Raw genomic sequence first — 17,455 nt, 5'->3', positions numbered from 1 at the left:
CATCATCTTCTCAGCCCACCCATGCTCCCTCTGCTCCTCATATAACAGCTCCGCCTCATCCCTACACTTTTTGCCAGCCCATCGGTGGCAGTTGATACAATTCACCTTTGCCGCCTCATCTATTGGCTTATATAACCTACATCTGCACAACTGTTTCACCGCCTTGCATATTACCATATTGTGGCAATTCCTACTGACTAATCATAAACTGTAGTATCTTTGGATAAAGGAGGAATTCAAATGTTTTTTGGTGGAGCTGAAAGCGGAACTGGACGCTTAGGGGCAGGAATTGCAATCGTAGTTGTAATCATTCTTCTGCTCATTGCTATGGGTATCGTATTCTAAGCCAAATAAAAAAATATGGAGGTAATATCATGTACGGAATGGGTTACGGCGGATTTGGCGGATTTGGCGGAGCATGTTGCCCTCAACCTGTCGCTCCAGTTTGCGGCGGCGGATTCGGCAGGGGATTCGTTGGCGCAGGAATTATCGCTATTGCAATCTTGATTCTTATTGCTTTAGGCGTAATTTTCTAAATCTATAACAACAAAAGGCCAGGCGAATTGCCCTGGCCTTTTGTTGTTATAGGCGGCTAGTATATATTTAACCTAGCCGCTTTAAATAAAAGAGGGAACTGTAATACGTTTAGGTTTCTGGTTGCTAAGCGGACCTGATATAATCTATGCATTTCACGAGGACAAAGTGACATTTCCCATGAAGAAAGGCAATAGAAAAGGGCCCCGCGTCTAGCAGAACGCTGAGCCCCAAAGAGGAGGAGAAATATAAACGGACCCGGCATCGAGTTCCCATCTCTATGGGCACCTGCCGTGCAGTCCGCTTCTCAAATATTTCACACTATCATGTTATCACGGATATAGGGTCTAATACTGCCAAAATACTGCCACTTTATTTATAGTACCCTCATCCTCAAAGCAAACCGCCTGATTAGATCTCTTTTATGCCGATAATATGTTCTTTCGGTGAAACGAAGTTCACGTATAATCCCAAAATCAGTATAGTAACCCTTGAAGTACTTCATTTCAATTAACTGCTTATCCTGCTCTGACAATTCCTCTAAAACATCTTCGATACACATGATGACATCTTTAGCCCTGGCCACCCTACTCTCATTAGCCATGATTTTCACCACTTCGCTATGCACTGAATCACTGGTCAGGTTTTCCGGAAACCTCCCCGTAGGGTCCTTAGCTAATCCTGACTTAGCTCCCGTGTACAATAGCTCTTTATCGTAATCTGCAACAATCTTTTTGTAAGTCGGATAATTCCTAAGTTCTGCTTCGACATATTGGTATATATGCTTTTCAATTCTTTCTTCCATTGATGTCACTCCTTCTCAGTCCCTGCCCACTCCCAGCATTCCTTTCACCAGGCCGCGGGAAAACATACTTTTTTACGCTTTCCAACTTTCCGCAACAGGAACATAAACCTGCTGGAGCCATTTCTTGTCCTTCCTTAAACTCATAAACCTCAAGGTAGTGGGGAAAATGTCGCTCATGGCATTTTTCACACAGGGTTCTTATTTTTCGTTTATTGCTTATCCACATCTGCCTGAATCACCTCACCCCCAATGACCATGCCGCTTCATGATAGCCACTACTTCCGGGGCATAGGGTTCATCTGTATTGATCACGAGGTAATTGTTGTCTACCTTGCGCTTATCATGAATTCTACCCAATGCAAGTCTTGCAGTTATGCAGTCTAACACCATTTGATCATTTTTGGTTAGATATTCTTTGACATCATCGCATTTCAACACAATGAACTTATTGGCCATGCCGACCAGGAAACCCTCGGCAGGAAAATCTGTTTTCTCCATTTTCCCTGCCGCCAAATACCCCTTGTCCCTTAGCTTATTCTCATGAGCTTGCTCCCAAAGTAACGGATTATAGCCAATTTTTTCACACAGAGTAAAAATCATCGTCACTGCACTTTGGGCCACATCAAAGGCCTCGTCTATCATCCTGGACTCCAGGGTCTCCCATGCCTCAAGCTCCGGCTGCAGATTCATCTTTTCCCCGCTGCTTCCCTGGCCTTTGCCGATGAGCTGCAGCAGTTCACCCAGCTCCTCAATCAATTTCATGGTGCAAGATTCCACTGTAGGGGTAAGGCCGTTTAATTTATGGAATTGGAGAGTGTTTTTCTCTATAGATGTTGTCATAGGGCAATCTCCTCTCTCTTGTTTATCACTTTCACTCGATGCCCGGTTCCCACAGGATAGACATAAAGATAATCAGTTTTACAAATCGCCTTGACCAGTGTATTTCTATTTACCCAGTCGATAACAGCTTGCCGACTTAAAGCCATTTCACGATAAAAGGATGAAAAAGGAACATCTTCTTGCTCTCCAAATCGTTCGATAATTTCGGCCTTGTTTACCATCAACATCAAGGCACAATTAAGGACCATGCCTGATTCACGTTCTCTTTCTAATGCTTGAGAAATATGATTTTGCTGTTGATTATTTTTCTTAACCTCTTCCGTTAATAACTCCATCTTTTCCGCAATCTGCTGCAGAAAATAAACCTTAGCTCTGGTTTCTGTCCAATCTTCATTCTCCTTTGGTACGACATTAAGCTTGATCAAGGTGTTACACCTCCCTTTAATCCATCTCTGTAATTTTCACTTCGAGAAGACCTCCTAAGAACCTAAACCCTTCTTCAGAAAGGTAATAAAGCTGTGGGTTTTCTCCACTACCATTCTTAAAAGACTGTTTTCTTGCTAATCCCTTTGAAACTAAATCGTCCCAGCCTCTATTATCGTCGGAAGCTATATAGCGATTTCGATAGGCTTTATATTTTCCTCGTTTAACTCTTTGGATAGCGAATCCGATACAGTGTTTCATATCATCTATTTGCGTTGCAGTTACATTTAAAACGTCATTCATCACCACTCATACCCCCCTCAACTTCTCGATCACACCCTCCCGGAGCTTCGTCCGGTTCAGCCCATCCCAATGGTCATCCAAAGCCCGGCCAACCTGGACCAACCAAAAGGCATCACATTCATCATTGCAGACAAATTCGAGTCCGAATTCTTTGTACGCTTGGAGAATCATGGCGGGTTTATCGCAGTTCCCTTTTCCTGTAGCAAATTTTTTTAAAGTGGAAGGATTAACGAGAAAAAACTTACCCCATAAATTCATCCTGTAAATTGTGCTTTTAATTACCCCAACCAGCTCTGCTCGTTCAATCGTATAACTACCTTTAGAACCGGCTGGAAGCTCTTCCATAATGATCTTTATTGGGAAACCAGAAAGATAATTGACTACCTCATCATGAATATCAACTATTCGCTCAAACCCTGTTTTTTTACTTTTATAATTACTGGAACTGATATATGGCGAAATTCCCCCCGCCACACAGAAACCCGGCGATGTCAATGAAGCATCTATCCCAAGATAATAACTCACCCTAAATCACTTCTTTCTTTCTCTTTTCTCCATACAGCGCCATCCATTTCCGCTGATGTTGCTTTTTCCTAGCGACCTTGCATAGGTCACATATATCCTGCTTATTTCGCTTATAAAACTCAGCCCCACAACGCCGGCAATATTGGGGTTTTATTCTGATAAAGCTTTCGCAAAAATCACATGTAGACTTTCCAGCCAAACAGCGATCATCCCAGTTTTCGCAAAGTCCCCTCTGCCAGTACTCACTGCCCTCGTAATGTTTGCAGATCTGCTCCCTAAGAATGACTGCAATTTTAGTCAATCCGGACTTAACCTGCGCTCTTTCCTCTGAAGTCAGGCAATTATGAAGGGTGATCTTCCTGTCCGGCCTGTTATCCCCCCATTTTCCTTTGCCGATGATTGAAGCCACCTTATCCAGATTTTCGGAAAGATACATGGTGTAAACCTTGCCCCTGATGGCCTTTGCTGATTTTCCAAGTCGATCAGACATATCCTCATAGCTCAATCTTTGCTTGATCATTTCACCCAGCTGGATGTACTCATCTTCAGTCCATTTGATCTGATTGTCAGCCTTTATAGGCCGTTCTTTTAGAGCAAGATCATTGATTCGGCGTTGGATAGCTCCTTCAGAACGCTGAAGCTTTGTGGATAATTCTTTGTAGTTATACTTAAATTGCTTCAGGAGGTCATGGAGATGCTTATCCTCACCCTTGGTCCAGGGCGTAGTTTTTATTTTGACACAGGACTGAAAATCTGTTCTCCGCTGTGTCAGTACCCACGGAGGCTCTTCACCTAAAATGCCGATTTCAACTTTTGACCAATTGATCATAGATCGGTTCTTTTCGGCCCATTTCCAAAAGTCTTTAAGATAGACTACTTTAAACTTGTTTTTAAGGACTTTTTTATATTTGATAGGAAAGCCCCTGTTTTTAACCCAGGATGTCATAAGGTATCCAGATCCACCAGTAATCCCAAGTGCCTTTAGCAGCTGATTAAATGTCACGTATTCGCCGCTATCCAGAAACGCGCCCAAGCCCAATCTATCTTTCTTGATTTTTATGGCCTCAATGCTCCTGTTTAAGCGGGCAGCGATTGTTTCAACAGATACAGCTCCCCAGTTATCCTGAAGGTAATCCAGTTCTTCCTTGGTCCAATTTCTCTGCTTTCCCATAGCTCACCTAAACAGCCTCCCTTGTTCTTCTTTTATTGGCGCCGGCATCGCGCCCGTCCTATTATCTTGCTCCGTCCCCTGCCTTACCTGTTCAAACAACCCATCGGGCAGCTGTTCTTCCGTGACCTTGCCGGCACGGGTCAACTTCAAAATCGATACAAGCTTATCCCTCATCGGGTCAAGATACTTTTGCTTAATCTCATCCCATTCTTGCTCTGCCCATTCCCCCGGTAGTAGCCGGAAGCTATTTTTGGTTAACGTCAATCCACCGCCGCCGCACCTTATTCCATGCAAGATATAATAAAGCGGCTTCGTGAAATGCCAGGCATTCCATAGGATATCTTCCCAGTACTGGTGATCGACGGACATATCTTTTCTAGGGTCTATGGAACCATAGATCCTTTTTGCCTCTTCAAAGTCATCTTCCGGGGAAGTGAATGAAATCGAAGCTATCTTGGATGACTGTCCTTCGGATTCAATCATTTCCATATATTTACTCACACAGCACTTCCCCTTTCTAGGTGGACAGGGTGGACAGCAGGTGGACAGGTGGTAATTTTTAGGTGTCCACCTCACAAACCCTTGCGGCGTAACGCTTCGGCGATGGTAGTGGACAGGTGGACAGCAGTTTGGCGATTTTTAGTAATATCAATTTTTCCACACCCATAAACTTTGTCACGGTACTCAAGGCCAAATTTGCTGAGAGTTGGGTTTTAGCTGTCCACCTGTCCACCTCTGCCCTGAAATCCTTGGTATCACAGGGTTTGAGTAGTGGACACCTAATTTTTTCCTGCTGTCCACCCCCTGTCCACCCTGTCCACATTGCAACACCTTTCACAACTCTATACTCTTTTTTGGACTGACCCAAGCTTAATATTCTTCATCCCCTGAGTCATGGTTGTGCCCCAGTTCATCTAACGAGTCCGCGATTTCCTGAATAATTTCATTGGCCTGAGACAAGTCAATAACAGCAGCTCGTCTTCGGACTTTGCCGATAAAGCATCGGTAAGAGCTATCCAAGCAGTAGGGTTCTTCTCGGAGGTACTTCATGATCGACTGCAAGTCAAAAGGCTCTCGGCCTGTCCGCTTGCGATAGTAGACACTCCATTCGCTGTAAACCCCCTGCAGCCATACATAAAGCTTGTTGTCCTCCACTTTCATATGCTTTAGCCCTACCTCATGGGAACTAATCATGGTATTGGTATCCAACCAAAACTGATTGAGCATATGGTCTTCTTCACCGGTACGTTTTATTTCCTGACAGCTCTGCTCAACCCACTTAATAAACCCCGCATCCTCCATGACCACTGAATCAAAAGCAGCTGCGCAAATGGCCCAGTTCTCGGCAGTCCTGTCGGTAATTCCCCTGGAAACCAGGGTGCTCTTTAAATCAGCAATGTTGGCCATGATTCTATCCTTGTATAAGTCATAATCTCTGATGAGGCTAAATGTAAGGTAACTGAAATATTCACTTGATCGGTTAATCGATTCATAGAACTCCCGTTGTCGCTTATAGGAACTAATCTGCAGGGGAATGCATCGTGTAAACAGGCCATTGTCTTTGGGTAGCTCTTCCCCGGATATGGAGATTACGGAGTGGACAGAAAATCCCTTGCTTTGAAACGCTGTGGCTGTCCCTTTTCCGGACACTTGCCGGTTGTATGCTGAACGGAACAACCCATCCTTTTCTATAACGCCTGACTCATTACGGTACTCATCAAACCAAACTCCTAAGCTGCTCCAATAGGACAGAGCACGTGCAATGAAGTTGGCAGTCGTTGTTTTCCCGACGCTGATTCCTTCGGTCTCGATACCAAAGAAGCCCATTATCCAGCGCATAAATGTCGTCTTCCCTGACTCCCTCTTACCGTGAGGGAAGAGTATCGGCATACACTTATACTTAGCAAAAATGTCCCGGCTAAATATCGTGGCTATCACCCAGCCTATTGCAATGTACGCCTCGTACCCGCCGACAGAGTGTTTCATGCGCTCAGCCACATCACAAATATTGATTTCCTTTTCGCAAAGATGAGGGATTGCATTTTCAGACACGCGGGAATCAGACGCAACGCTAAAGCTCTGGGGCTTAAAACCTTTACCCTCTACCCAAATGATTCCGTCATTGTCCGGTCGATAAATCTTCCCATCCTTGATGGCCATGTTGCCAAAGAGCCATACCTTATGGGCATCAATCCAACCAATTTGCTCCGGCATATAGATCAGCTCACCATCATTATTGAGAAACTCATACTCCCAGATGTTAGTGAGGTCCGTACCGTTGCCCTTGAAGATATAATTTCCCTTACTTAACACGAATTTCTTAAAAGCGTCTGCTGCAGCCATGGCACTGGATTCAATCGGAAAGACATCCGACACTTCACCATAGGTATTCACTAACTGAACATTCCGGATCACACTATCCTGGGTAAAGAAGTTCGACTTGATATTGATAACAAAGTTGCTAATTTCCTTGTCATACTCTTGCCCATTGACCCCTGGAACGGTGACCATATATTTGTTGAACTCCCTTTTTACATTTTTCTTGGAAAAGTGTTTAGCAATCTTCCTTTTGATAACACGCTGGCCGTCTTCGTCCATGGTGGCAAGGAACTCCTTATATCCCTTCGCCTCCTTAATGACTTTCCTGATTTCCGCAGCCGTCCGGCCCTGGGCTAAAGCTCCGTCGAAATCAATCTTTCCGTCTATGCGCCACTCAGCTGGCAACCAGCCCACAGTGGTTTTAAACCCGGCTTGATGAAGCTTATAGGCCATGATGTAGGACCAGTATTGCGTGTCATAGCGCTTATTTAGCTGCTCTTTGAAATTAGGAAGTGATGGGTCCCCTTTCTCTTCGGAGTCATAGATAACGCAAACTTCCTTAACATCAAACTCCTGCAGGAGAAAAACCAAGCGGTCTAAATTCTTGTCACCGAAGGAGCTCGTTCCCGGACCACCAATGCCCGCGATCTCCCAGGCCGTAAGTGCAGCCGCCTTAAATTCGCCCTCGGTAAGGACAATCTTTTTGGGATGGTGTCTCAATAGGTACCTGCTGTAGGGCTGAGCTGGGATATTAGAAAACCCTAGCTTATGTGGCCTGAGGTGATACACATGACCCTCTTCATCAAGATAAGGAATCAGAATCCTGTCCTCAAGAAGTTGCTTCTCCGGAAGCAATGTTCCGTTCACGTTGCGAAGTATACCCACTTCAAGGAGCCTGTCCCCTGAATACTCCCCCTGGAGCTTCCCGACAATCTCCCTGAGATAACCACCGCCACTTCGGAACTTAAACTCCTCAATCATTTCATCCGTGAATCCACGCTTCTTCTTAAGACTCTCTCTGTCCGCAGGGGTGAGAGAGGCCAGCTCAATGAGCCGTTCATAAGGGTGTTTCTGCTCAACCTCATCGGGAGCCGCTTCCTTATGTGGATATTGCTCATTTATCTCTGATGGTCCGTCTATGTCTGGACGTCCATCCTCTGTGCTGCCAGCTGGGCTAATTCCCTGCCCGGCAGCCTCTTCACTCTGACCGGATTGAGCGCCGGACACGCCACTTCTACGCTTTTTCCTGGGTGGAAGGTCATCCTCCACGCCCAGATAGCGTTTAATGGCCTTAACGGCTTCTCTATTGCTTACATTGTTTTTTTGCGCATAAAAGGTGATTTGGTTTCCGCTTTTATGACATCCGAAACATTGCCACAGTCCTTTTTCTAAGTTCAAGTTAAACTTAGCCTCGCCACAAAAAGGACAGATTCCTTCGGCTCTACGACCGGTATTCTTTTTGGCTACAAAGCCGTGTTCCTTAAAAAATGCTGCATTATCCAGCCGACTAATGATGTTTTCTAAGCTCAAGCTATCACCGCCTTGTTTGTGGGGGCAGGGCCGGAGAGGAGGTAAACCGGCCCTGCTATATCGAAATTAAGCTGATTGGCTGGCGCCTGCATAGGCTATGATCCTATCCCGTAAGAGCGTGTGCCGTTCTTTTTTCTCGGCATTGTCCAGGCACCGCTTCACGGCACTCTCCTGGCACACCAGCACCAAGCGCTGCTTAGCCCGGGTAAAGCCAGTGTAAAATAGATTTTTCTGCAGCATGATGTAGTGACTCCGCATAATAATCATGATCACGAGAGGGAACTCTGACCCCTGGCTTTTGTGGATTGTGCTTGCATAGGCCAGGGTTAGGTCGTTGATGTTGTCCTCGCTAAACGTAACCATTTCCCCTTCAAAGTCGACAGCAATACTACTGGAATCAATTCCCTGAATCACCCCGATATCTCCGTTAAACACTCCCAGCTTGTAGTTATTGCGGATCACCATGATCTTGTCACCAAGACGGAAGAATTTATCTTTACCAGTCTTCTTTTCCGGCTTCAATACGTCGGGTGGATTCACAATTTCCCGAATCACTTCATTCAGGTTATCTACCCCAACAAGCCCCTTTTTCATGGGGGCCAGCACTTGAAAATCCATGATCCCCAACCCCTGGGCCAGAGCCGCCCTTACTTCGGCCTTGATTCTTGTGACAGCCTTTTCCGGCTCATCTTCAAGGATAGTCTTCCAATCCTTTTCATCCTGGTAAAGGCGGCATTCTCCGAACTCAACCACCCGGGATGCCTCAAGGGCAATGCGGCTACCGGAGGCTTGCCGGTAGTTGAACTTTAGCCGGGTTGTGATGACCTGACGGGATTCAATAATGTCCTCCAGTACTTTTCCCGGCCCGACGCTGGGGAGCTGATCCACGTCACCAACGATGACCATCAACATGTCACTTGGTACTGCCTCAAAGAGGCACTTAGCTAGGTGTAAGTCACTCATGGAGTATTCATCCACAATCAACAGACCGGCAGGAAGTTGGTTATCCGCATCGTGCTCAAACCCATTGATCATAGGGTTGAATTTGAGCAGTCGGTGGATGGTAGAGGCATCGCATCCGGTGGCCTCCGTCATCCTCTTCGCCGCCCGGCCCGTCGGTGCCGCTAGCATAATCAGGTTGCTTCTGGCTATTTTCCGATAAGCCTCAATGATGCCTTTAATGACAGTCGTCTTCCCGGTTCCCGGGCCACCTGTCACTACTGACAATGATTTATAAAAGCTCTTCTTGATGGCCTCTTTCTGCTCCGGGGCATAGATAACGCCGAATTCTGCCTGCATGGCTTCAGTGACTTCCTCCAGCTTTTGCTCGGTATCCGTGGACAAATATTTCCCGTCCATCTGAGCCAGCCGGACAATATCTCGGGCCAGCTGCTTTTCCTCGGCCAACATGGAGGCTACATAAATAGCGTCTCCTTCCCGGCAAACCAGCCCCCGCTGCTCAAGCTCAGCGTAAGCATCTTTGATGTTGCTCACTCCCACCATGGACTGTTTACCCAGCAACCCATCCAGGGCAACGATGGTATCCTTTGGGGTCAGATAGACATGGCCATCATTGCCGGCTTCCCGGAGAGCGTACATATAGGCCGATTCTACCCGATATGGCGAATCCGGAGCGATGCTCAACCCCATCCCGATCCTGTCGGCTACCTTGAAGCCGATGCCGTACACCTCATCAGCCAACACATAGGGATTTTCTTTAACGATAGACACACTGGCCTGGCCGTAGGTGTTGAAAATTCTTGTTGCCGTGCCAATGCCGACACCTTCTTTGCATATGAGGGCTGCCAGCTCCGCAAGCCTGGTGTTTTTAAGCAATCCTTCCTGAATCTCTTCCCGCTGCTGGGGAGAAAGAAAGTGGAACTGATCCAGTAAAGCCGGGGCCTCAATGATTCGGTTAAGGGCATCGTCCCCTAGCCTATCGACAATCCGTTTCGCCTTTGCAAACCCTACCCCATAAGCCAGGGTGGCCAGATAGGTGGCTGCCCCGGTCTTTTCCTTGGGCAGAACCACATCGGCCTTACAGAATGCGAACTGCCGCCCGTACTGCGGATGCTCTTTCCACTCGCCGGCGAATTCGTATTCATCCCCTACCCTGACCGCCGCCAGATTGCCGACGGCACTGCAGGAGACCATACCCGTTTCCACCATGTCTTTAGGCTCTATAGAGATTACGGAGTAACCGTTTTGAGGATTATGAAACCGCACAGATATGATTTTTCCGGCCAGAGTAGCGACAGGCTTAACCGTCTCTTTTCCTTTTTTCATTCGCGCTGCTGTTGCCGTGGCCATACTGCAATCACATCCTTTCTGCCAAATTGTATTGCTTCATCAAACGTCCACATTGGAATATCCAGTTTATAATTTTTGATGGCTCCTCCGGTATCTGTGGCTATACGCCAACCCATTCCCTTTATGAAAATCTTGCTTCCCAGCGGGACGATTCTTGAGTCAACGGAAATTCCGGTATCGATATATTCCAGCGTCGACGCGCCTGAACTCATTACAGTCCCGTCACCCCAGGAGTTCATCCCGTTTCTATCGTCCAGCGGAGAATAGGCTGTTGCTTCAAAGACTCCCATCTGCCAGGTATCCAGAAAGCTATTGACTGAATTTGTGATGTCTCTCTGTTTTTCTGTCAAATTGCTCTGATCGCTCTTGAGCATCTGGATTTCAGTCTGCAGCATTGATATTCGCTGCTTCAGCATGATGAAGCTTAAAGAGTTCAAGAGTATGGCGCAAGTTATGAACACTGAGGCTACTGTTTTCCAAAAACTTACCCTTTTCCAAAAGGGCCTCTTTCTCGTCACCCTGCACCCCTCCCAAGCTTCTCCCTGGCCTCGCCGATTCGTAGCAGAGCTTCCAGCTTCACTCCAGAAGGGACATTCTCTAATGTTGCGATTTTCTCAATGATCTCTCGGACCTCTAAAAACTTCTCTTCCCCCTCCTGCTGGAGACTATCGAAGAAGCTCTCCAACCAGTTTTCATGCTCCTTCTTCTCAACGATAGCTTCTCTGTCCAAAACCTCTTCTGCCGGCCGGGCAGACTGCAGGGGGATCAGCTCGGCATGGAAGTCTGTTTTGCTGTTGACCGTGAGCAGGGCAACCTGGACAGTACGGCTCATTTCGGCTTGGCTTGCCGATAATCGGCAGAGTGCTCCGGGGTTAATGAAGAGCTTGCCATCCTTGCGCCGGATGATGCCAAAGCCGTCATGATAGTGGCCGGAGATGATGATGTCTGCATTAGTCTCTACATCGTCAATCAAGGTGTGCCTCATTGGGAATGACGGCGCAGCCGCTAGGAGCATGGAGTGGACAACATGGATACGTGGATGATCTTCGGAAGATAAGGCATGGATGCGTGGATAACTTTCAGGAAAAGATGACTGAGTTACCATATATTGATCGGCTCCATCTGGCGTGTCGGTCTGATAATCGAATCCGCATCCAGTAACCGATGACTCAAACATATCGGTAGGTAGCAGCATCAGTCTGCTCGCATCTAATCTCTCAAGATCATGGATGTACTCAAGTTCTGTCAGCAAACCAAAGGGTGTCCGGGAAATAGCTCCCTTGTTTCCTGCCGGCAGATCGTGATTCCCCGAAATGACCAATACATCTATAGCAAACTTTGCTTTGCAATCATCCAAGAAGCTGGCAAGCTTGATAATGGTTGGCAAGCTAACATTAGATGAGTCAAAAATATCTCCGGGAATAATGATTGCTTTCGCTCTACGCTCTTGGGCTATCAGAAAAACCTCATACAGCTTAACCAGCAGCGCATCACGATAATTGTCTTTCCTACTCCGGGGATTCTCTGACCGGAAATGCAAATCGCCTGTTACGATAAATTTGTCCACCACTACACCTCACCCCCGATCCTCTCTGCCCGGCTGACACCCTTTTCCTGCGTCACATACCAAGCCACATCCGCCGCATCGGCCAACACCCCGTGATGAGTTACCATAATGATTTGCCGTCCGGTTTTCTCAGCATACCGCTTCAAAAACGCCGCCACATTGGGCAAAAACTCTCGAGAGATCATCTTTCCTGGTTCGTCCAAGATAACCGGTCCCTCATGCTTTGGCCTGGCCAATTCCAACAACGACAGCCTCAGGGCCAGGGACACAACGTCCGTCACCCCACCACCCCGGGCCGCCTCAGGATTGGCGGCGACAGTGTAATCCTGATAGGAAGAGATGACTTGCCACTCGGCAGTGGCGCTTCCCCCACTTTGGCCTAATTCAATGGCAAAGCTAATGCCGGGATCCTCGAAAATACTCCTGAGGGCGGCGGTCACCGTCTCCTCAATCTTTTGCTTCAGCTGCTCCCGGGCATATTGGCTGGAGTGGGAGAGCAGGAGTTGCACCTGCTCCCACGTGGCGATATTCTGGGTAACCTTGGACAGCTCGGCTTCTTTTTGGGTTTTCTGCTGGAGGAGTAGGTCACGCTTGCCTTTGGCTTGGTCCAGGGTGGCCTTGTGGCGGTTTGCCCTGGCTTCGGCCTCAAGAATACTTATGGTCATAATCACACCACCTGCTCAAGAACCTGCTCCGTCGTGAGTCCTTCCATTTCAGCCAGGATTTTTTCCGCCTGAGCCAGATTGACCTCAATATTCTTCTCCAATTCTTCGATTACAGCCGGAAGCTGCTCCGGCTCATACCCCAAGGCCTTAATTTTGTCCGTCACGGCCTGGAGCTGCTTTTCAGCGGTCTCCAGATTGGCTTCGGCTCGGGTACGCTCATTCTTCTTCTGCTCCAATTTGGTTTTCAGGCTGGAAATTCTATGTTCAACATTGTCTATGGACATGATTAAATGACCTCCTTCAATTTCTCGATATGAATATCTCCCCCGCAGGTTGGGCACTTGCCTAAATCACTCATGAGCTGGATGTATTCAGTCTCCAGGGACTCTGTGTCTTTTTGGGCAAGATTGGCCTGTTCGGCATAGTTCAGACTCACCCTCGAAAGCGAACCGATATTCGTAAGTTCCGACCGCAACGACTTGACTTTCTCCACCTTCTCGGGAAGAGCCGCGGCTAATTCCCAAGCCTCCTCCACCCGCGCCGTGCTTTGGACCTTGCGACGCAGGGACAAGGCTCCCTGGTAGGCGTGTTCATAGTTTATTAAAAAGCAGTCCAGCTTATCTACATTGAATGCCTCTGTCTCGGCAGCCAGAAGGTGTGGCATGACCGATTCATAGTTTTGGTCAAGAACCTTTAAACGAGATTGGGTTCCTGTTTTGAGTCCGACTGCATACAGATATTCTGCTTTAGCGGCGTTGAGCTTAGTGCCAAGCGTCAATCCTTCCTGGGTTGCGTCCACAACCGCTATGGCCGAATCAAGGTTAACCAGCTGGTGAAGTATTATATTGGCATCAGAAATCTTGGACCAAGCTTCGATATACGATTGGTTCATGAGACTTAGGCTCCCGTGTTCCGCAGAGTCACGTTCTATACGGCGCACATAAGCCAATCCCTCAGCGACGGGTCGTAGCCGACTAATCTCAGCCTTTACGCTCCGAACCTCCCCTGCTAACCTCATGAACTGCTCATGCAGTTCTTTCAGCTTCGCTATTCCCTCCTGGTCTCGCTTTACGTCTTCGATAATGCTATCCAGTTCGATCAAATGCGCTTCCCTTACCGGAATCCAAGCGTATCCGTCCAAGGCCTTCTCGGTTGATTCGATATAGCTCTCCAGGCCTTCCCGTTCCCTCTTAGCCCGGAATAGGTCTGTACCTACTTCTTTCCCGGCGTGATCCATCTCTTCCGTGCCGGCCAGTTTGCCCAGCACCTTTGCACGGGCCGGGGCCGGGGTGCTGTCGTTCCCCAAAAAGGGCCCGGCTAGCTGGTCGGAGAGGTTTAAAAGATATGTTTGGTCACCGATACGCAGTTCACGGATACCTGTTGCCTGCTGTACTTCCAGGGGAACGCCGGTCCCAAAGCCTTCATAAGTTTGATCACCGATTTGGTATCGGTTGATTCCGCCCCGGGACCGGGTCCTGGTTATTGCCGTTCCATTGTCATAAGTCCCTTGAACTGAGCATTCATTTTTCCCCACCGTGATGAAACCATCACCCCGGGGAGAGTTATACAGGAGCCATTTAAGTGCCCGGATAATGGCGGACTTGCCGCTGTCCGACGGTCCTGTGATGACCGTCAGGCAGCCTTGTCCGGCAAACTCAATATGGGTATTTCCGTGGGATTGGAAGTTCGTGAGCTTTAGGGCCTTTAACGACCGGTCCGGCTTAATATGGCTCTGGATCATCGCCCGTACCCTCCACTGCATCCTGCATGTAGTCCTCGTCATCAATGGCAATGTTTTTCCAGCTGTCTACAAACTTCTGCCGAAGCTTATTAACATCTAAGATCTGTTTTGGCGGCACATCATCCCCATTTTTGAGAACAGCAAGTGCAAACTTGTAACCATTATTAGTGGTTGGAACTAGCGAGAATTTTACTTGCCTAGCAATGTCCGAAATCCGATTAGTAAGCCTGGCACTAAAGAAGTTATCAATAGCACCGATGCTTGTTGGCGGGAAGGAGATCTGAATTGGCAGCGCATTATCGGGGGTCAGAAGAAACATCCGGCGCATCTCCTTACATGCCTTGCCTCTGCCCTCTTTCCCTGATCCCCAGGCGTTTTGGGGGCATTCAGCGCAGCGGCGAGAATTACCGTTCTCATCAGTGCCCATGATTCCATCGAAACTTGAGCAAAGCGGAGTTGTATTGCCTTCTTCCCAGAGTCCCCGGGTTTTCTGCTTAAAAAGCACAATGGCTTTCAATTCATCTATGGAGTTTCCAAACGGGTCGACGAACACTTGGGCATCCTTATTGATTTTGTATCGCTGAGGACGGAAGTTAATTCCGTCGCGGCTTTCTTCGAAGTTTTGCCCCATAACAATGGCCAATTCTTGGACCTCGGCCTCCGTCAGGCCGGTAGTATCAATGCCGGCGAGAATAAGTTGTTGGGCTTGGGTGGTTGTAACTGCTGTAGGCATAGCTTTTTCCTCCTCTTATTGATTATTTTTCAATGACCTCTTTCTCTCCGTCGACCCAGCCCTCTTCCCAATCGATAACAGGGTCGGGGAGAATGGCTTTTTCCGCATAGTCTTTAACTTCGTCCCAGTTCATGTTGTTTCCAGACCAATCCTTAAGTTCAAAATCGTTGCCCATAGTGAACTCAAATTCTTCTTCATAAGTGGTATCTGGATCAGCAGCGGCATAATATTTAGCCCGGTCCTCTGCGATCACCTTTGCGGGGACATCCCACTTGCAGCCGTCCGGCATGGTTACGCGCAAATACTTTTCCGGCATGGTCTTCGCCTCCTCAAAATATCGAGCGATATCGATAGTATTTTTGAACATGACAACAGACATCCCATTTCTTTTCAGGCTGAGCATATTTAGCCATAGCCCATAAAAGCTGATTGTTATTTGGATAGGCTGAGAATTCTTCCTCGCCGACTTTTTTCTCGCCGTTTTCGCCTTTGGCAAAAACCTCCACTAGAAAGTATTCTTCAACCCCTTCGACTTCGGACGGGAGTTCAACCATGTCTTCAGTAATGATTTGAGATTGCCCTGACATGCTGATCATCTTTTTTTCCACCTCTGCCTACACCTCCAACTTCATCAAGCTCAGTCTGGCTGCCAACATATTCCCCACGACCTGGTAGGCCTTAAACTCATTCTGATACTGTTCCAGCTTAAAACGGGCGTTGTCGAGTTCATCCAATGCTGCCTTATATGGCTCCCAGGCTTGCTGATATTCAAAATCCATCTTTTTACGAATTTCCAATTCTGCTTGACGGGCTTTATCGTTGGAGTATAAAGACTTACCGGCTCCATTGACCTCTGCTGTAATAATGGACATCAGCATGGACTCGGCATTGACAAGATTGCTTTTGACCACTTCAAAGGCATCGGAGGCTTCTTTCACTTTCTCTTGCTGGACGCGAATCTTCTCTGGCAGGGCCATGATATTGGTCTTAAAGCCGGTCACATCCAGCTGTTCATCAACTTTCTTCTGGGAGTAATCCAGGGCATCGCATAGTACCTCAAGAGTTCGATTCTGCTGCTCTACCATGGTATTTCTCATATTTTTATTGAGATCATAAGCAAAACTTCTCAAATCCATAATTTACAAACCTCGGCTTTCTCTATATAATGGAGGTGATTTGAAGTTCAATGTTTCTAGGTCGCTCCGGCCAGGGTTCCAGCCCTGACCGGAGCCTTTTTTATTTGTGGGATGCCGGAGCGCCGGCCCATTATTCCGTAATAATCAGCTTCTCAGCTTCGATCAGGTCTTCCAGCTCAAGCAGGAAGTATTGCTTGATATTTTTCCTAGCCTGAATGGACCATGCACCACCGTCAGCTTCGAAGAGTGCCGCAACTGGTCCCTGCCGTAACCTGAGCAAGAATTCACCTTCCGGCTGGGGAATCTCATTGAACGTTCTGAAAGGAGCCAGTTTCACGATGGGCGGAACGGTTACATTAGCCACGGTTGCAATGCCCGCTTTTGCCGTTACTGTTTGAGAGATTCCATCGTCTGTGCTGGTACGGACATTATCTTCCTTGATACCGCCCAAAAGAGCGATAAGAGCATCCCGGGACTCGGTGGGCACAAATGTACTTTTTAACATGATGTTCATTTGCTCCAGGTCAATGAAAGAGCCTAAGGTGATCCTGGGCAGCTCTGCCTCAGCAGTGTAAAGGTGGAACCGGTCCAGGTCATCGCGAAGTTCGGAATATACGTTGACCTTAGTAGGACTGACCACATGGATAATCAGTGGATTGAGCCGTGGGTGCTTGGATTCCCGGGATACCAGCTCTACAATGCTGGCCAGAGATTTAGTTGCAAAGGGCTTGGGGGCTACCTCCGGGATTCTCGATAGATCTCTGGAAGAATACTTGATTCCGTTATGTTCGATAATTTCAGTGGGGTTATTCAGGTCCTCAACGAGATATTGCAGTGCGCTTCTTTCCATGGA

21 protein-coding genes are annotated in these 17,455 nt (G+C 47.6%); 1 reads left to right on the top strand and 20 read right to left on the bottom strand.

What is annotated here, in order from left to right; all coding sequences use genetic code 11:
* Positions 1-374: 374 nt before the first annotated feature.
* Positions 375-536, top strand: coding sequence for a hypothetical protein (locus tag DESDE_RS21995; protein ID WP_014792995.1), 162 nt, complete (start codon positions 375-377; stop codon positions 534-536).
* A gap of 374 nt (positions 537-910) precedes the next feature.
* Here DESDE_RS21995 and DESDE_RS05220 read toward each other — a convergent pair whose 3' ends face one another.
* The 20 genes from DESDE_RS05220 to DESDE_RS05120 form a co-directional block, all read right to left on the bottom strand.
* Positions 911-1,339 carry a transcriptional regulator gene (locus DESDE_RS05220; RefSeq protein ID WP_014792994.1) on the bottom strand — a complete coding sequence of 143 codons (429 nt, stop codon included), beginning with the start codon at positions 1,337-1,339 and terminating at the stop codon, positions 911-913.
* Between the two features lie 240 nt (positions 1,340-1,579).
* Positions 1,580-2,179 carry a nucleoside triphosphate pyrophosphohydrolase family protein gene (locus DESDE_RS22230; RefSeq protein ID WP_014792993.1) on the bottom strand — a complete coding sequence of 200 codons (600 nt, stop codon included), beginning with the start codon at positions 2,177-2,179 and terminating at the stop codon, positions 1,580-1,582.
* A complete protein-coding gene (locus DESDE_RS05205) occupies positions 2,176-2,604 on the bottom strand; it encodes a hypothetical protein (RefSeq protein ID WP_014792992.1) in 429 nt (142 codons plus the stop codon). The genes DESDE_RS22230 and DESDE_RS05205 overlap by 4 nt, the downstream gene beginning before the upstream one ends.
* Positions 2,605-2,620: 16 nt before the next feature.
* On the bottom strand, positions 2,621-2,905 hold the full coding sequence (locus tag DESDE_RS05200; RefSeq protein WP_014792991.1) for a hypothetical protein: 285 nt from the start codon (positions 2,903-2,905) through the stop codon (positions 2,621-2,623).
* Positions 2,906-2,911: 6 nt separating this feature from the next.
* On the bottom strand, positions 2,912-3,430 hold the full coding sequence (locus tag DESDE_RS05195) for a RuvC family protein (protein ID WP_014792990.1): 519 nt from the start codon (positions 3,428-3,430) through the stop codon (positions 2,912-2,914).
* Position 3,431: 1 nt separating this feature from the next.
* Entirely contained in the window at positions 3,432-4,601 is a 1,170-nt protein-coding gene (locus DESDE_RS05190) for a hypothetical protein (RefSeq protein ID WP_014792989.1), read from the bottom strand.
* Between the two features lie 3 nt (positions 4,602-4,604).
* On the bottom strand, positions 4,605-5,102 hold the full coding sequence (locus tag DESDE_RS05185; protein WP_174270140.1) for a hypothetical protein: 498 nt from the start codon (positions 5,100-5,102) through the stop codon (positions 4,605-4,607).
* Positions 5,103-5,160: 58 nt separating this feature from the next.
* Positions 5,161-5,439 (bottom strand): hypothetical protein, encoded by a 279-nt coding sequence (locus DESDE_RS05180; RefSeq protein ID WP_148269905.1) that lies wholly within the window; start codon positions 5,437-5,439, stop codon positions 5,161-5,163.
* A gap of 32 nt (positions 5,440-5,471) precedes the next feature.
* On the bottom strand, positions 5,472-8,450 hold the full coding sequence (locus DESDE_RS05175) for a CHC2 zinc finger domain-containing protein (RefSeq protein WP_014792987.1): 2,979 nt from the start codon (positions 8,448-8,450) through the stop codon (positions 5,472-5,474).
* Positions 8,451-8,516: 66 nt separating this feature from the next.
* Complete coding sequence (gene recD2, locus DESDE_RS05170; protein ID WP_014792986.1) at positions 8,517-10,760, bottom strand: SF1B family DNA helicase RecD2; 2,244 nt, start codon at positions 10,758-10,760, stop codon at positions 8,517-8,519.
* Complete coding sequence (locus tag DESDE_RS20765) at positions 10,733-11,176, bottom strand: 3D domain-containing protein (RefSeq protein WP_148269904.1); 444 nt, start codon at positions 11,174-11,176, stop codon at positions 10,733-10,735. The genes recD2 and DESDE_RS20765 overlap by 28 nt, the downstream gene beginning before the upstream one ends.
* A 98-nt stretch (positions 11,177-11,274) precedes the next feature.
* Entirely contained in the window at positions 11,275-12,327 is a 1,053-nt protein-coding gene (locus DESDE_RS05160; protein ID WP_148269903.1) for a metallophosphoesterase, read from the bottom strand.
* A gap of 2 nt (positions 12,328-12,329) precedes the next feature.
* Positions 12,330-12,992: a P-loop NTPase family protein gene (locus DESDE_RS05155; protein WP_014792983.1), complete on the bottom strand. Its 663-nt coding sequence runs from the start codon at positions 12,990-12,992 to the stop codon at positions 12,330-12,332.
* Positions 12,993-12,994: 2 nt separating this feature from the next.
* Positions 12,995-13,276, bottom strand: coding sequence for a hypothetical protein (locus DESDE_RS05150; RefSeq protein ID WP_014792982.1), 282 nt, complete (start codon positions 13,274-13,276; stop codon positions 12,995-12,997).
* A 2-nt stretch (positions 13,277-13,278) separates the two neighbouring features.
* A complete protein-coding gene (locus DESDE_RS20760) occupies positions 13,279-14,733 on the bottom strand; it encodes an AAA family ATPase (protein ID WP_014792981.1) in 1,455 nt (484 codons plus the stop codon).
* Positions 14,714-15,466: a hypothetical protein gene (locus tag DESDE_RS05140; protein WP_014792980.1), complete on the bottom strand. Its 753-nt coding sequence runs from the start codon at positions 15,464-15,466 to the stop codon at positions 14,714-14,716. The genes DESDE_RS20760 and DESDE_RS05140 overlap by 20 nt, the downstream gene beginning before the upstream one ends.
* Before the next feature lie 22 nt (positions 15,467-15,488).
* Positions 15,489-15,782 (bottom strand): hypothetical protein, encoded by a 294-nt coding sequence (locus DESDE_RS05135; protein WP_014792979.1) that lies wholly within the window; start codon positions 15,780-15,782, stop codon positions 15,489-15,491.
* Positions 15,783-15,795: 13 nt separating this feature from the next.
* Positions 15,796-16,074: a hypothetical protein gene (locus DESDE_RS05130; protein ID WP_041917214.1), complete on the bottom strand. Its 279-nt coding sequence runs from the start codon at positions 16,072-16,074 to the stop codon at positions 15,796-15,798.
* A 6-nt stretch (positions 16,075-16,080) separates the two neighbouring features.
* Positions 16,081-16,602, bottom strand: a complete 522-nt coding sequence (locus DESDE_RS05125) for a hypothetical protein (protein ID WP_014792977.1) — start codon at positions 16,600-16,602, stop codon at positions 16,081-16,083.
* Between the two features lie 130 nt (positions 16,603-16,732).
* Positions 16,733-17,452 (bottom strand): hypothetical protein, encoded by a 720-nt coding sequence (locus DESDE_RS05120; protein ID WP_014792976.1) that lies wholly within the window; start codon positions 17,450-17,452, stop codon positions 16,733-16,735.
* Between the last annotated feature and the right edge of the window lie 3 nt (positions 17,453-17,455).

Origin of the sequence: Desulfitobacterium dehalogenans ATCC 51507, assembly GCF_000243155.2 — a bacterium.
Lineage (GTDB): Bacteria > Bacillota > Desulfitobacteriia > Desulfitobacteriales > Desulfitobacteriaceae > Desulfitobacterium > Desulfitobacterium dehalogenans.
The sequence above is the reverse complement of the archived record's forward strand: the minus strand, read 5'-3'. Positions and strand labels throughout refer to the sequence as shown.

Bases quoted from the DNA above. Each gene is read 5' to 3' on its own strand.
- DESDE_RS05135 (WP_014792979.1), bottom strand. From the start codon at position 15,782: ATGCCGGAAAAGTATTTGCGCGTAACCATGCCGGACGGCTGCAAGTGG.
- DESDE_RS05220 (WP_014792994.1), bottom strand. From the start codon at position 1,339: ATGGAAGAAAGAATTGAAAAGCATATATACCAATATGTCGAAGCAGAA.
- DESDE_RS05190 (WP_014792989.1), bottom strand. From the start codon at position 4,601: ATGGGAAAGCAGAGAAATTGGACCAAGGAAGAACTGGATTACCTTCAG.
- DESDE_RS05150 (WP_014792982.1), bottom strand. From the start codon at position 13,276: ATGTCCATAGACAATGTTGAACATAGAATTTCCAGCCTGAAAACCAAA.
- recD2 (WP_014792986.1), bottom strand. From the start codon at position 10,760: ATGGCCACGGCAACAGCAGCGCGAATGAAAAAAGGAAAAGAGACGGTT.
- DESDE_RS22230 (WP_014792993.1), bottom strand. From the start codon at position 2,179: ATGACAACATCTATAGAGAAAAACACTCTCCAATTCCATAAATTAAAC.
- DESDE_RS05120 (WP_014792976.1), bottom strand. From the start codon at position 17,452: ATGGAAAGAAGCGCACTGCAATATCTCGTTGAGGACCTGAATAACCCC.
- DESDE_RS05140 (WP_014792980.1), bottom strand. From the start codon at position 15,466: ATGCCTACAGCAGTTACAACCACCCAAGCCCAACAACTTATTCTCGCC.
- DESDE_RS21995 (WP_014792995.1), top strand. From the start codon at position 375: ATGTACGGAATGGGTTACGGCGGATTTGGCGGATTTGGCGGAGCATGT.
- DESDE_RS20765 (WP_148269904.1), bottom strand. From the start codon at position 11,176: ATGCTGAAGCAGCGAATATCAATGCTGCAGACTGAAATCCAGATGCTC.
- DESDE_RS05125 (WP_014792977.1), bottom strand. From the start codon at position 16,602: ATGGATTTGAGAAGTTTTGCTTATGATCTCAATAAAAATATGAGAAAT.
- DESDE_RS05155 (WP_014792983.1), bottom strand. From the start codon at position 12,992: ATGACCATAAGTATTCTTGAGGCCGAAGCCAGGGCAAACCGCCACAAG.
- DESDE_RS20760 (WP_014792981.1), bottom strand. From the start codon at position 14,733: ATGATCCAGAGCCATATTAAGCCGGACCGGTCGTTAAAGGCCCTAAAG.
- DESDE_RS05200 (WP_014792991.1), bottom strand. From the start codon at position 2,905: ATGAATGACGTTTTAAATGTAACTGCAACGCAAATAGATGATATGAAA.